Here is a 13,436-nt window from a genome sequence, read left to right on the forward strand (position 1 = left end):
TGATGGGGGAGCCCCGAGACCGGGACGACGCCGGTCGGGCCCGCAACGCCCGACCGCGCGACGCGCTGGGCCGGCCGCTGCCGCACGGGTCACCGGGCGAGCCGCGCGCCCCGGAGGGGCTGGTGCGCACACCCGGCCAGACGCTGGCGGAGGCGCAGCAACTGCTCGACGCCGGCCGACCGTTCCACGCCCACGAGGTGCTCGAGGACGCGTGGAAGACCGGCCCGGACGACGAGCGGGACCTGTGGCGCGGGCTGGCCCAGCTCGCCGTCGGCCTGACCCACGTGCTGCGCGGCAACCTGCCGGGTGCCGCCACCCTGCTGACCCGGGGCGCGCGGTCGCTGGACACCGCCGGGGCGGCCGCCGCCCGGCACGGCGTCGACACCGAGGGGCTGGTCGCGTGGGGGGACCGGCTGGGCGAGGCCGCCGCGGCCGGTGCGCCGCCGGACCCGGCGCCGCCGCGGCTGACCCTTCCGCCGGTGGGTGACGAAGAGCACACTCGGTGCCGATGAGGAGCTACGAAGCGGCCACCCGCATCGACGCCGGGGCCGAACACGTGTGGGGGGTCCTGGTCGACGTCGGCGGCTGGCGTGACTGGAACTCCGGGATCGACCGGGTGGAGGGCGCCGTGCGGCTCGGTGCCCCGTTGCTGCTGGTCGCCACCGGCACCCGGCGCCGGCCGCTGCGGGTCACGGTGACCGAGATCCGGCCGGCGGAGTCGATGCGCTGGCGCAGCGGCCTGCCACTGGACCTGTTCGTCGCCGAACGCACCTTCCGGCTCGACCCGCAGGGCGACGGCAGCACCGAGTTCACCCTGCGCGAGGAGTACCGAGGGCTGCTGGCACCGCTGATGATCCGCACCGTCCCCGACCTCAACCCGGCGTTCCGCCAGTTCGCGGTGGGGCTCAAGGCCCGAGCCGAGCAGCGGGCCGCCGAATTCCCCAGCTGAGTTCCGCATCGTGGGATGACTCGCCCGACAGGTGGAAAAAGGCCGTCCGTGGTGCCAGGATGGCCGAGTGACGTCCCTCACTCCTGACTCGGCAGCCACACCCGTCGTCCACCGCGGGCCGGTGACGTCGGCGTCGTACTCGATCACCGTGCGGCTCACCGCCGACGGCGACCCGGCCAGCGTCGGCCGGATCGCCACCGCAGTGGGCAACGCCGGTGGTGCGGTCACCGCGATCGACGTCGTCGAGTCCCGCCCCGACGGCCTCACCGTCGACGTCACCTGCTCCGCTGCCGACGCCGAGCACTCCGAGGAGGTCGTCGCCGCCCTCGACGCGGTCGACCACGTGCACGTGCGCAAGGTCAGCGACCGCACGTTCCTGCTGCACCTGGGCGGGAAGCTGGAGGTCGCCTCCAAGGTGCCGCTCAAGACCCGCGACGACCTGTCGATGGCCTACACCCCCGGGGTCGCCCGGGTCTGCCTGGCGCTGGCCGAACACCCGGAGGACGTCCGCCGGCTCACCATCAAGGGCAACACGGTCGCGGTGGTCACCGACGGCTCGGCGGTGCTGGGGCTGGGCGACATCGGGCCGGGTGCGTCCATGCCGGTCATGGAGGGCAAGGCGGCGCTGTTCAAGCGGTTCGGCGACATCGACGCCTGGCCGATCGCGCTGGACACCCAGGACGTCGACGAGATCGTGCGCACCGTCGAGCTCATCGCCCCCGGGTTCGGCGGCATCAACCTGGAGGACATCTCCGCCCCGCGCTGCTTCGAGATCGAGGCCCGGCTGCGGGAGAAGCTGGACATCCCGGTCTTCCACGACGACCAGCACGGCACGGCGATCTGCGTGCTCGCCGCGCTGCGCAACGCACTGCGGGTGGTGGACAAGCAGCTCGAGGACGTCGCGGTCGTCGTCGCCGGCGGTGGGGCGGCCGGGACGGCGATCGTCACCCTGCTGCTGGAGGCCGGGGCGACCAACGTGCTGGTCTGGGACCGGGAGGGCATCCTCGCCCCCGACGACGAGCGGCTCTCCCCGGCCAAGCTGGACCTGGCCCGGCGCACCAATCCCGCCTGCCGGCGCGGTGAGCTGCCCGACGCGCTCCAGGGCGCGGACGTGTTCATCGGGGTCAGCGCGGCCAACGTGATCCAGGCCGAGGTGCTCGCCGGGATGGCCGAGCGGGCGGTGGTCTTCCCGATGGCCAACCCCACGCCGGACGTCGACCCGGTGCGGGCGCGCCAGTACGCCACCGTCGTCGCCTCCGGCCGGTCGGACCTGCCGAACCAGATCAACAACGTGCTGGCGTTCCCCGGGGTCTTCCGCGGGCTGCTCGACGCCCGCGCGAAGGAGATCCGCCCGGGCATGCTGCTGGCCGCCGCCGACGCGCTGGCCGCGGTGGTGGGCGACGACCAGCTCAACGCCAACTACATCATCCCGAGCGTCTTCGACCCCGCCGTCGCCCAGGCGGTCGCGGCGGCGGTGGAGGAGTCGGCCCGCGCGGAGCCCGGGGCCACCGCCGACGTGCCCGGCGACGCAGACTGACCCAGGTGGGCACCTCCTTCGACGCACTGACCGAGGACGCGCTGCGGTCGGCCGGCAGCCTCAAGTGGACGCGGTACGGCGACGCGCTGGGCGCCTTCGTCGCCGAGATGGACTTCGGGACGGCGCCGGTGGTCACCCGGGCGCTGCACGACGCGGTGGACGCCGGGGCGCTGGGCTACCTGCCCGGCCCGGTCGCCGATGCGATGGCGCAGGCGTGCGCCGGCTGGCAGCTGCGCCGGTACGGCTGGGAGCTGCCGGCCGAGTGGATCACCCCGCTGGCCGACGTCGTCGCCGGGCTGCAGGCGGCGATCGAGCACTTCACCCCGGCCGGCGCCCCGGTGGTGCTGCCCACTCCGGCGTACATGCCGTTCCTGAAGGTGCCGCGGCTGATGGGCCGCGAGCTGGTCGAGGTGCCGATGGTCGTCCACGACGGCCGGGTCACCCACGACCTGGCGGCGCTGGACCGGGCGCTGACCCCCGGTGCCCTGCTGGTGCACGTCAACCCGCACAACCCGGTGGGCCGGGTGTTCACCGCGGCCGAGCAGCTCGCCCTGGCCGAGGTGGTGAGGCGCAACGGTGCCCGGGTGTTCGCCGACGAGATCCACGCGCCGCTGGTGTACCCGGGGGAGGTGCACCGGCCCTACGCCGCGCTGTCGGAGGCCACGGCCCGGCACACGGTGACCGCGACGTCGGCGTCCAAGGCGTTCAACGTGCCCGGGCTCAAGGCCGCGCAGCTGCTGCTGTCCAACCCGGTCGACGCCGCGCACTGGGCCGAGGTCGGCGAGCTGGCCGGTCACGGCGCCTCCACCCCCGGGGTGCTCGCCAGCACCGCCGCGTATGACGAGGGGGAGGAGTGGCTGGACGACGTCCTGGCGTACCTTGACGGCAACCGCCGGCTGCTCGCCGAGCTGCTCGCCGAGCACCTGCCGCAGCTGCGGTACACCCCGCCGGAGGGCACCTACCTGGCCTGGCTGGACTGCCGGGGCCTGGGGATCGAGGGCTCGGTCGGCGAGTTCTTCCTGCGCGCGGCCGGGGTGGCGCTGGTCGACGGCCCGGAGTGCGGCGCCCCCGGGGCCGGGCACGTGCGGCTGAACCTGGCCACCCCCCGCCCGGTGCTCCGCACCATCGTCGAGCGCATGGCCACCGCCGTCACCCGCTGAGGGGCCAAAGTCGCGATTTCGGCCCCTGAGGAGGACGACGGGGACGGCGTCCGGCGTGGATCATGGGCGGGTGCCCGAGTTGCCCGAGGTGGAGGCGCTGGCGGCGTTCCTGCGGGAGAACGCGGTCGGCCGGATCGTGACGCGCGTCGACCTGGCCGCGGTACAGGCGATCAAGACGTTCGACCCGCCGCTCTCCTCGCTGGCCGGGCTGGAGCTCACCGGCGCCGCCCGGCACGGCAAGTTCCTCGACCTGGACGTCTCCGGGCTGCACCTGGTCGTCCACCTGGCCCGGGCGGGCTGGCTGCACTGGCGGCAGAACCTGCCCACCGCACCGCCCAAGCCGGGGAAGGGCCCGCTGGCGCTGCGGGTGCACCTGGAACCGCGCGAGGGGGAGCTGCCCGAGGGCTTCGACCTGACCGAGCAGGGCACCCGCAAGGGGCTGGCCGTCTACGTGGTCCGCTCGCCGACCGAGGTCCCGGGCATCGCCCGGCTGGGCCCGGACGCACTGGAGCTGGACGCCGAGACCCTGGGGGCGCTGCTGGCCGGCCGGCACACCCAGCTCAAGGGCACCCTCACCGACCAGACCGTGCTCTCCGGCATCGGGAACGCCTACTCCGACGAGATCCTGCACGCCGCACGGCTCTCCCCGTTCAAGATGGCCGACAAGGTCACCGACGACGAGCTGCTCCGGCTGCACGCCGCGACGCGGGAGACGCTGACCGGCGCGCTGGACCGTCAGCTGGGGCAGCGGGCGGCGACGCTCAAGGGGGAGAAGCGGGCCGGCCTGCAGGTGCACGCCCGCACCGGTCTGCCCTGCCCCGTCTGTGGGGACACCGTGCGCGAGGTGTCCTTCGCCGACACCTCGCTGCAGTACTGCCCGACCTGCCAGACCGGCGGCAAGCCGCTGGCCGACCGGCGGATGTCCAAGCTGCTGCGCTGACGCGGCAGGGCCACCATGGCGTCATGGCCCTGGTGACCTTCGACCTGTTCAGCGCGCTGATCGACTCCCGGACGGGCGGGTCGGCGGTGTTCGACCGGCTCGCCGCCGGCCACGGCTGGGACGTCGCCGGCAGTGACCTGTACGACGACTGGGACGCCCGCAACAAGGCCTCGCAGAAGGACGTCACCGACTGGGTGCCCTTCGCCGAGCACTGCCGGCGCGCCCTCGCCGACACCTACGCCGCCCGGGGCCTGGACGCCGACCCCACCGCGGACACCCTCGCGCTGCTGGCGTCGCTGCCGGACTGGCCGCTGTGGCCCGACGTCGGCCGGGCGCTGCCGCTGGTGGCCGAGCAGCACCAGGTCGGGGTGCTGTCCAACGTGGACGACGACCTGTTCGCCCGCACCCGCGCCGCCGACCTGGTGCACCCGGACGCCGTCCTGACCAGTGAGCGGCTGCGCGCCTACAAACCGCACCCGGAGATCTACCAGCGGGCGGCCGAGGCCGGGGCCGCGGTGCACGTCCCCGCGTCCGCGCGGGACACCCGGGGGGCGCTGGAGGCCGGGCTCACCGTCGTCCGGGTGCGCCGGCCGGGGCACCGGGTCGACCCGGACGGGCCGCAGCCGCAGCACGAGGTCCCCGATCTCCTGGAGCTCCCCGGCGTGCTCGCCGCCCTGACCGGGTAGCCCGCAGCCGGACGCGGCCGACCCCGGTGGCTCGACTGGCCGGGAGGGAGCCGACGAGCAGGAGCGGACGAGGAGGAACCGATGAGGGACACCCCCCGCGTCGTCGCGGTGGTCGCTGCGGCGGTCGCCCAGATCGTCGGGAGCCCGCTGGGCTCCGCCATCGCCGGCCGCAGCGTCGGCGACGTCAGCGACGCCGACCGCTCGCTGGTCACCCCGGCCGGCTGGGCCTTCAGCATCTGGGGGCTGATCTTCGCCGGGTCGCTGGCCTGGGCGGTCTACCAGGCGCTGCCCGCCCAGCGCGAACGCGAGGTGCACCGGCGCACCGGGTGGCCGCTGGCGATCGCGTTCGCCGGGAACGCCGTCTGGGAGGTCGTCTTCCCCCTGGGCGGGGCCTGGCAGTACGTCGCCACGGTGCTGATCTTCGGCATCACCGCGGCGACCGCCGTGGCCTACGTCCGGCTGCAGACGGTGCCGGCCGACGGGCTGGCCCGGCTGTTGCCGCGGGCCACCGCCGGGCTGCTGCTGGGCTGGCTCACCGTGGCGTCGGTGGCCGCCGTGGGCAGCGCCGGGGTGTCGCTCGGGTTGTCGCCGGACACCCTGGCGGCCCAGGCCTGGGCGGTCGCCGCGCTGGTCACGGTCGCCGGGATCGCCGCCGCGGTGCTCCTCGGCTCCCATGTCGCCGCCGGCCCGTTCGCGGCCGCGGTCATCTGGGGCCTGCTCGGCATCGCTGCCGCCGAGGGGCCGCAGCAGGTCGCCGTGGCCGCGATCAGCGCCGCCGCCGTCGTCCTGGTGGCGCTGGCCGGCCGGGCACTGACCCGGACCGACCGCAGCGCCCTGCTGGTCGGCTGAACGCGCCGGGCTGCGCTGCCGTCAGCCTCGGCTCCCGGCCCGCCGGGAGGCCAGCCGCCGGACGCGGGCGGGGGAGGCCGCCGGCCGGCCCGGGGGGACGTCGTCGGCCGAACCGACCGCCGTCCACCAGTCGCGCACCGGGGGCGGGGCCAGCACGTCGACCCGCTCACCGGGCTGCGGGACGACCACCGTCACCCGGTGTGCCTCGGCGGCGGCGAGCAGCCGCTGCACGGGCTCGGCCCAGCGGTGGAAGGCGAGGTTGAACGTCGCCCAGTGGATCGGCACGAGCACCCGGCCACCGAGGTCGCCGTGCGCACGCACGGCCTCCTCCGGGTCCATGTGGATGGCGTGCCAGGCGTCGTTGTAGGCGCCGATCGGCTGCAGCGTCAGGTCGAAGGGCCCCAGGCGTGCGCCGATCCCGGCGAAGGCCGGGGTGTAGCCGGTGTCGCCACCGAAGAACACCCGGTGCCGGGGGCCGGCCACCACCCAGGACGACCACAGCGTGGTGTCCCGGGCGAAGAACCGGCCGGAGAAGTGCCGGGCCTCGGTGCAGGTGAGGGTGAGCCCGGCGATGGTCGTGGCGCCGTCCCAGTCCAGCTCGACGATCCGGTCCTCGGGCACGCCCCACCGGCGCAGGTGCGCACCGATGCCGAGCGGGACGACGAACGGCGCCGACTGCTCGCGGACCAGAGCCCGCACGGTGGGCAGGTCCAGGTGGTCGTAGTGGTCGTGGCTGATCAGCACGGCGTCGACCGGCGGCAGGCTCTCCACCGGCGCCGGGGGCTCGTGCAGCCGGGTGGGGCCGAGCAGCGGGGAGGGGGACACCCGCGCGCCCCACACCGGGTCGACCAGCACCCGCCGGCCGTCGATCTCGAGGAGGGCGCTGGAGTGCCCGAACCAGGTGACCGCCAGCTCGGCGGCCTGCTCGGGCACCTCGGGGACCGTCAGCGGGATCGGCCCACCGGGCAGCCCCTTGTGCCGGTCCTCGTGCCACTGGCGGAGCAGGCCGTCCCGGGCGTTGGCCGGGGCGAGCGCCGGGGTGGGGAGGTTGTTGTGGAACTTGCCCTCGGCGAACTGGGAGGAGCCGGTGACGGTCGGGCGGAGCCGGCGCTGGCTGGCGCCGAGGGCGACGGGCAGGCCCCAGGCGGCGCGGGCGACCCAGCTCGCGCCGCCCAGCAGGGCGGTGGCGGCGGTGGCGGTGGCGACACGACGGAGGAACGGCACGTCCCCAGCATCCCCGACGCAGCTGGGCGTTGCCCAGGAAGTGACGGGGAAGACGCTTGTGCTCTGCTCACCGGGGGTGAGCAGAGCACAAGCGTCCGGGGGACTCCCGACCCCTGGATCACGGGGGCGGGAGAGCCTCGTCAGCCGGCGATCGCGGCCACCGGCGGGGTCTTCGCGGCACGCCGGGCCGGCAGCACCGAGGCCAGCAGCCCGGCCACCGTGGCGACCAGCACGATCGCGCCGATCTGCAGCCACGGGATGCTGATCACCACCTCGCCGATCTCGCCGAGCGCCGAGGCCGCGCCCACCAGGCCGTAGGCGCCGCCGACCAGCACGCCGAGCACCGCAGCCACCCCGGCGACGAGCACCGCCTCCCAGGCCAGCAGCGCGCGCAGCTGGCGTCGGGTCAGCCCCAGGGCCCGCAGCAGGCCGCTCTCCTGGCGCCGCTCGACCACCGAGAGGGCCAGGGTGTTGCCGACCCCGATCAGGGCGATGAGCACGGCCACACCGAGCAGGCCGGTGACCACCAGCAGCAGGACGTCGACCACCTCGTCGATCGCGGCCCGCTCGCTGGCCAGCCCGGTGACGAACGCGGTGGGCAGCGCCGTGCCGGCCAGGTCGGTGACCTCGTCGATCACCGCCGTCTGGTCGACCCCGTCGGCCATCCGCAGCCACATGGTCTCCACCGCTGCCTCGGGCACCAGCGCCTGCAGGTCGGTGGTGGTCAGCAGCGTCCGGTCGGTCTCGCCGGCCACCACGGTCAGCGTGCGCGAGCGGTCACCGGCGGTCAGCGTCAGCGAGTCGCCGGGCTGTGCGCCCCAGGAGTCGGCCTCCCATTCGGCGAGCACGACCTGGCCGAGCTCGGGCAGCGTGACGTCGCTCGTCGAGCGCAGCACCGGGAGCGCCGAGGCAGCGTCGACGCCGCTGACCCAGCTCTCCGTGCCGTCCGGCCCGGTGACCGTCGCGGCGGTGAGCCCGCTGGCCTCCACCACGCCCTCCACCGACTCCAGCTGGCCCTGCAACGTGGCCGGGATGGGCTGGTCGAAGCTCTGGACGATCACGTCGGTCGGGTAGTTGGCCGCCAGTCCCGCCTGGGCGCTGGCCCGGGTGGAGCTGGCCCCGACGACCATCGCCGTGGTCAGCGTGACGCCGATCAGCAGCGCGGTGGCGGTGGCCGCCGTCCGGCGGGGGTTGCGGGTGGCGTTGCCGGTGGCCAGGCGCGCCGGGAGCCCGCCGAACCGGCTGAGCAGCCGGCCCGCCGCGGCGACGACCGGCGGCACTGCCCGCTGGGCGAGCAGCAGGAGCCCCAGCGAGCTGAGCACCCCGCCGCCCAGCGAGACCAGGATGGCCGCCGTCACCACGCCCAGGGTCATCAGCGCCACGCCGGAGACGGTGAGCAGAAGTCCGGTGACCAGCCGGGCGACGCCGCCGCGGGAACGCAGCGGGGCCGGGTCCGTCGGGCGCAGCGCGGCCAGCGGGGCGACCCGGGTGGCGGCACGGGCCGGGGCCAGCGCGGCGATCAGCGTGGTGACCGTGCCGACGGCGATGCCGACGCCGACCACGTACAGCGGCACCGAGACGCCGGACAGCGGGATGGGGGAGTCGATGCCGGACACCAGGGCCGAGACGCCGGCAGCCAGCCCGATCCCGGCGAGCACGCCGATCACGGAGGCGACCAGCCCGGTGAGCAGGGCCTCGCCGAGCACGCTGCGGCGCACCTGCCGGGCGGTCGCACCGACGCAGCGCAGCAGCGCGAGGTCGCGGGTCCGCTGCGCCAGCAGCACGGCGAAGGTGTTGGCGATGACCAGCCCGGCGACGAGCACCGCGATGGTGGCGAACACGAGCAGGGAGGTGGTGAGCCAGTCGGCGTCACCGGTGAGCATCGCGACGGACACCTCGGCCTGCTCGGTGCCGGTGCGCACGGTGACGTCCTCGCCGGACAGGGTGGCGCGCACCTCCTCGGCCAGGAGGCCGGGGTCGGTGCGGGTCGGCCCGGCGATGCGCAGCTCTGTCGGCTCCGTCGCGCCCCAGGCCTGGGCCTGGTCGGCGGTGACGTAGGCCTTGCCGTAGATGCCGGCGGTGGGGTCGCCGCCCAGGTCGACCACGCCGGTCACGGTCGCGTCGACGGTGGTCGCGGTCCCCTCGTCGTCGTAGACGGTGACCGGCAGGACGTCGCCGACGGCGGCACCGACGCGTTCGCTCACCGCGACCTCACCCGGGCGGACCGGCAGCGAGCCGTCGGCCAGCTGCTGCCAGCGCAGCGTCGGGTCGCCGGCCACCGACTCGACCAGCAGGTACTGGGCGCCGGTCCGGCCGGGGGCGACCGCCTGCACGGAGGTCTGCCAGGTCGGGTCGACGGCCTGCACGGCGGTCAGCGCGGCGAGGGTGTCGACGTGCTCGGCCAGCCCGGTGCCGCTGTCGGAGGTGACCACCGCGTCGGCGTCGACGTACTGGGCGCCGGCTGCCTCCAGGACGGTGGCCTTCGTGGTCTCGTTGAGCACCAGGGTCGCGACCACGAAGCCCACGGCGATGACGATCGCCAGGGTCGAGGCGACCAGCCGGCCGGCGTGCGCCCGGATGCTGGCCAGGGTGACTGCGCGCATGACGGTCAGCCCCCGAGCCCGCGGAGCGCGTTGATGATCGAGTCGGTGGTCGGCTGGTGGACCTCACCGGCCAGTTGGCCGTCGGCCAGCAGCACGACCCGGTCGGCGTAGGCAGCGGCCACCGGGTCGTGGGTGACCATCACGACGGTCTGGCCGGTCTCCCGCACGCTGGAGCGCAGCAGGTCCAGCACCTCGGCGCCGGCGTGGCTGTCCAGGTTGCCGGTGGGCTCGTCGGCGAAGACGACGTCGGGGCGGGGGAGCAGCGCCCGGGCGACGGCGACCCGCTGCTGCTGGCCGCCGGAGAGCTCGTGCGGGCGGTGCTGGAGCCGGTCGCGCAGGCCGAGCCGGCCGATGACGGAGTCCATCCACGCCCGGTCCGGGCGCTGCCCGGCCAGCTGCATCGGCAGCAGGATGTTGTCCTGGGCGTTGAGCACCGGCAGCAGGTTGAACGACTGGAAGACGAAGCCGATCCGCTCGCGGCGCAGCGTGGTCAGCTGGTCGTCGCGCAGGCTGGTCAGCTCGGTGTCGCCGAGCCAGACCTTGCCGCTGGTCGCGGCGTCGAGGCCGGCCAGGCAGTGCATGAGGGTGGACTTGCCGGACCCGGAGGGGCCCATGATCGCGGTGAACGCCCCCCGGTCGAACGCGACGTCGACGCCGGCGAGCGCGTGCACCGCGGTCTCACCGGAGCCGTAGGTCTTGCGCAGGTCGGTGGCGCGGACGGCGGCGGATCGGGTCGCCGCGGGCTCACCCGGGACGGTCATGACGGGGACGGACACTTCGGCCTCCAGAGGCGGTGATCAGGGCGTGATCACGTTCTCGCCCGGCGGCCTCCGCTCGCGTCGCCGCAGGGGCTGGTCTCCGTGCTGGCTGTGGTGCACCTGTGGGCTGACCCGGGGTCATCCCACAGGGGCATGCCCGCCCGCGGGCGGCGCCGAGTGCTGCCTCGCCGACGTCTTGGCGTGCCGGCAGGCGTCGACAGCTCCGCACTCGGCGGACCGGCCCCCTCCAGGGGCCCGCCGCGAGCCTGCGAGGGGTGGGGAGGAGGGGGCCCTTCAGCAGCCCGGGGCGTCGCGGAGGAGGTCGGCGGGGGCGACCAGGCCGGTGCGGTAGGCCAGGACGACGGCCTGCACCCGGTCCCGGGAGCCGGTCTTGAACAGCACCCGGCCGACGTGGGTCTTCACCGTCGCCTCGCTGACGAACAGCTGCGCGGCGATCTCGGTGTTGGACGCGCCGTAGGCCATCAGCACCAGCACCTCCCGCTCCCGCGGGGTGAGCTCGGTCAGGGCGCTGGGGTCGACCTGGCTGGTCCCGCCCCCGTTGCCGGCCCCGCGGAGGATCGGCGCGACGTGCTGCAGCAGTCGGCGGGTGGAGCTGGCCGCGATCACCGAGTCGCCGGCGTGCACGGTGCGCACCGCGGCCAGCATCTCCTCCGGCGGGGCGTCCTTGAGCAGGAAGCCGCTGGCCCCGGCCCCGATCGCGGCGACCACGTACTCGTCGAGGTCGAAGGTGGTCAGCACGACCACCCGCGGCGGCTCGGGCAGCGCCGTCACCTGCTCGGTCGCGGCGATGCCGTCGGTGCCGGGCATCCGGACGTCCATCAGGACGACGTCGGCCGGCGTCCGGCGCAGCAGCTCGACCGCCGCTGCGCCGTCCCCGGCTTCCCCGACCACGGTGAGGTCGGGCTGGGAGTCGATCACCATCCGGAACCCGGCCCGCACCAGCTGCTGGTCGTCGACGAGGACGACGCGGATCTGTCCTGTGCTCATCGGGATGGACCGTAGGGCAGGGCGGCGTGCACGCCGAACCCGCCGCCCGTGCGCGGCCCGGCGGCCAGTGTCCCGCCGTGCAGCGCCGCCCGCTCGCGCATGCCGAGCAGGCCCTGTCCCTGCCCGTCGGACTCCGCGATCGCCGCCGACGCGCCGCGGCCGTCGTCCAGCACGGCCAGCTCGAGGGCGTCCGGGCGCCAGTGCAGCCGAACCCACGCACGGCCGGCCGGGCCGGCGTGCTTGAGCACGTTGGTCAGCGACTCCTGCACGATCCGGTAGGCGGCCAGCTGGGCGCCGGCCGGCATCGGCTGCGGGGTGCCCGCGACGACCAGGTCGACGGCCAGGCCGCTGGCCCGGACGTCGGCCACCAGCTGGTCGATCGAGGCGACGTCGGGCTGGGGGGCGTACTCCTGCCCGTCGCCCTCCCGCAGCACCCCGAGCAGCGTGCGCATGTCGGTCAGCGCCTGCCGGCCGGTGGCCGAGATCGCCTCCAGCGCCCCGGTCGCGGCCGCCGGGTCGGTCTGCCCCGCATAGCGCCCGCCGTCGGCCTGGGCGATGACGACCGACAGCGAGTGGGCGACGACGTCGTGCATCTCCCGGGCGATCCTGGCCCGCTCGGTCGACGCCGCGAGCCGCATCTCCTGCTCCCGCTCCAGCTCCAGCAGCCGGGCACGCTCCTCCAGGCCGGCGACCTGCTGCAGCCGGGCCCGGCGCAGGTCGCCCAGTGCCCAGCACGCCACCACCAGCACGCCGATCACGCCGGCGGCGAAGACGAAGCCGTACCAGGTGCCCCCGCCGAAGTAGACGGCCGAGGCGAGCACGGCGCCCAGCAGGCCGACGGCCAGCCCGGCCCGGCTGGCCCAGCGGGGGGCGTACGCGGCCAGCGCGTAGACCATCACCGGGGCGGCGATGTTCGCGGGCAGGAAGTACCCCGGCAGGAGCACGAGCTGGAGCAGGCCGGCGGCGATGACGACCGCGGCGGCACGGACCGGCCGGCGGCGTCGCCAGGCCAGGGGGACGAGCAGCACCAGCGACAGCAGGACCGCTGCGGCGGCGGAGGACCCGGAGTAGGTGCTGTCCGTGGAGACGGAGACCAGGACGAGCACCGCGATCCCGGCGAGGACGGTGTCGACGCCGAACGGGTGCTGCCGCGACCACGTGGCCGCGCGCTCGAGCAGTGGTTGGTCCGCAGCGACGGGGACCCGGGCCGGTTCTGCGTCCTGCGGGCGGCTGCGGCGCAGCGACCCCAGCGCCCAGGCCGCGACGACCAGCACCCCGAGCAGGGCCGTCGTGGTGACGACGACGGTGGGCGACGAACCCGCGAAGAACGTGGCTCCGGCGAGCACCGCGCCGAGCAACCCGGTGACCAGCCCGGCCCGGCCCGCCCAGCGGGGACCGTAGGCCGTCAGCGCGTAGACCGTCATCGGGACGGCGACGTCGGCGAGCAGCAGCTCACCGGGCAGCAGGCGCAGCTGGAGCAGGCAGACCAGCACCAGCACGGCAGCGGCGTGGACCGGGCGGCGGCGTCGCCAGGCCAGCGGCGCGCACAGTGCCAGACCCAGCAGGACGGTCGCCGCCGGGCTCGATCCGCCCATCCCGGACAGCCCGGGCACCGGGACCGTGACCAGCGCGACCAGGCAGGCGAGGAGCACGTCCACCTCGAAGGGACGGCGCCTGGTCCACGCCGCCACCCGTTCGAGCAGCGGCTGGTCCATGCTGCCG

Annotated in this window: 12 protein-coding genes; 7 read left to right on the plus strand and 5 right to left on the minus strand. The window is 75.3% G+C overall.

What is annotated here, in order from left to right; translation table 11 throughout:
- Positions 1-2 precede the first annotated feature (2 nt).
- The 7 genes from O2W18_RS00140 (at position 3) to O2W18_RS00170 (ending at position 6,121) form a co-directional block, all read left to right on the plus strand.
- The gene (locus tag O2W18_RS00140; RefSeq protein ID WP_269185561.1) at positions 3-512 is read left to right on the plus strand and encodes a DUF309 domain-containing protein; all 510 of its coding nucleotides are present in this window, start codon (positions 3-5) and stop codon (positions 510-512) included.
- Positions 509-949 carry an SRPBCC domain-containing protein gene (locus tag O2W18_RS00145; protein WP_269185562.1) on the plus strand — a complete coding sequence of 147 codons (441 nt, stop codon included), beginning with the start codon at positions 509-511 and terminating at the stop codon, positions 947-949. The genes O2W18_RS00140 and O2W18_RS00145 overlap by 4 nt, the downstream gene beginning before the upstream one ends.
- Positions 950-1,070: 121 nt before the next feature.
- On the plus strand, positions 1,071-2,486 hold the full coding sequence (locus O2W18_RS00150; RefSeq protein WP_269185563.1) for an NAD-dependent malic enzyme: 1,416 nt from the start codon (positions 1,071-1,073) through the stop codon (positions 2,484-2,486).
- A 5-nt stretch (positions 2,487-2,491) separates the two neighbouring features.
- Positions 2,492-3,646: a MalY/PatB family protein gene (locus O2W18_RS00155; protein ID WP_269185564.1), complete on the plus strand. Its 1,155-nt coding sequence runs from the start codon at positions 2,492-2,494 to the stop codon at positions 3,644-3,646.
- A gap of 70 nt (positions 3,647-3,716) precedes the next feature.
- Positions 3,717-4,586 (plus strand): Fpg/Nei family DNA glycosylase, encoded by an 870-nt coding sequence (locus tag O2W18_RS00160; protein WP_269185565.1) that lies wholly within the window; start codon positions 3,717-3,719, stop codon positions 4,584-4,586.
- 23 nt (positions 4,587-4,609) lie between these two features.
- The gene (locus O2W18_RS00165; protein WP_269185566.1) at positions 4,610-5,272 is read left to right on the plus strand and encodes an HAD family hydrolase; all 663 of its coding nucleotides are present in this window, start codon (positions 4,610-4,612) and stop codon (positions 5,270-5,272) included.
- Between the two features lie 81 nt (positions 5,273-5,353).
- Entirely contained in the window at positions 5,354-6,121 is a 768-nt protein-coding gene (locus tag O2W18_RS00170) for a hypothetical protein (protein ID WP_269185567.1), read from the plus strand.
- Positions 6,122-6,142: 21 nt separating this feature from the next.
- Here O2W18_RS00170 and O2W18_RS00175 read toward each other — a convergent pair whose 3' ends face one another.
- The 5 genes from O2W18_RS00175 to O2W18_RS00195 form a co-directional block, all read right to left on the minus strand.
- On the minus strand, positions 6,143-7,345 hold the full coding sequence (locus O2W18_RS00175) for an MBL fold metallo-hydrolase (RefSeq protein WP_269185568.1): 1,203 nt from the start codon (positions 7,343-7,345) through the stop codon (positions 6,143-6,145).
- A 140-nt stretch (positions 7,346-7,485) separates the two neighbouring features.
- Entirely contained in the window at positions 7,486-9,948 is a 2,463-nt protein-coding gene (locus O2W18_RS00180) for an ABC transporter permease (RefSeq protein ID WP_269185569.1), read from the minus strand.
- Positions 9,949-9,953: 5 nt separating this feature from the next.
- The gene (locus tag O2W18_RS00185) at positions 9,954-10,724 is read right to left on the minus strand and encodes an ABC transporter ATP-binding protein (protein WP_269185570.1); all 771 of its coding nucleotides are present in this window, start codon (positions 10,722-10,724) and stop codon (positions 9,954-9,956) included.
- Between the two features lie 276 nt (positions 10,725-11,000).
- Positions 11,001-11,714 carry a response regulator gene (locus O2W18_RS00190; protein WP_269185571.1) on the minus strand — a complete coding sequence of 238 codons (714 nt, stop codon included), beginning with the start codon at positions 11,712-11,714 and terminating at the stop codon, positions 11,001-11,003.
- The gene (locus tag O2W18_RS00195; RefSeq protein ID WP_269185572.1) at positions 11,711-13,429 is read right to left on the minus strand and encodes a sensor histidine kinase; all 1,719 of its coding nucleotides are present in this window, start codon (positions 13,427-13,429) and stop codon (positions 11,711-11,713) included. Before O2W18_RS00195 ends, O2W18_RS00190 begins: the two co-directional genes overlap by 4 nt.
- Positions 13,430-13,436 lie beyond the last annotated feature (7 nt).

Source organism: Modestobacter sp. VKM Ac-2983 (assembly GCF_026967885.1).
Classification (GTDB): Bacteria; Actinomycetota; Actinomycetes; order Mycobacteriales; family Geodermatophilaceae; genus Modestobacter.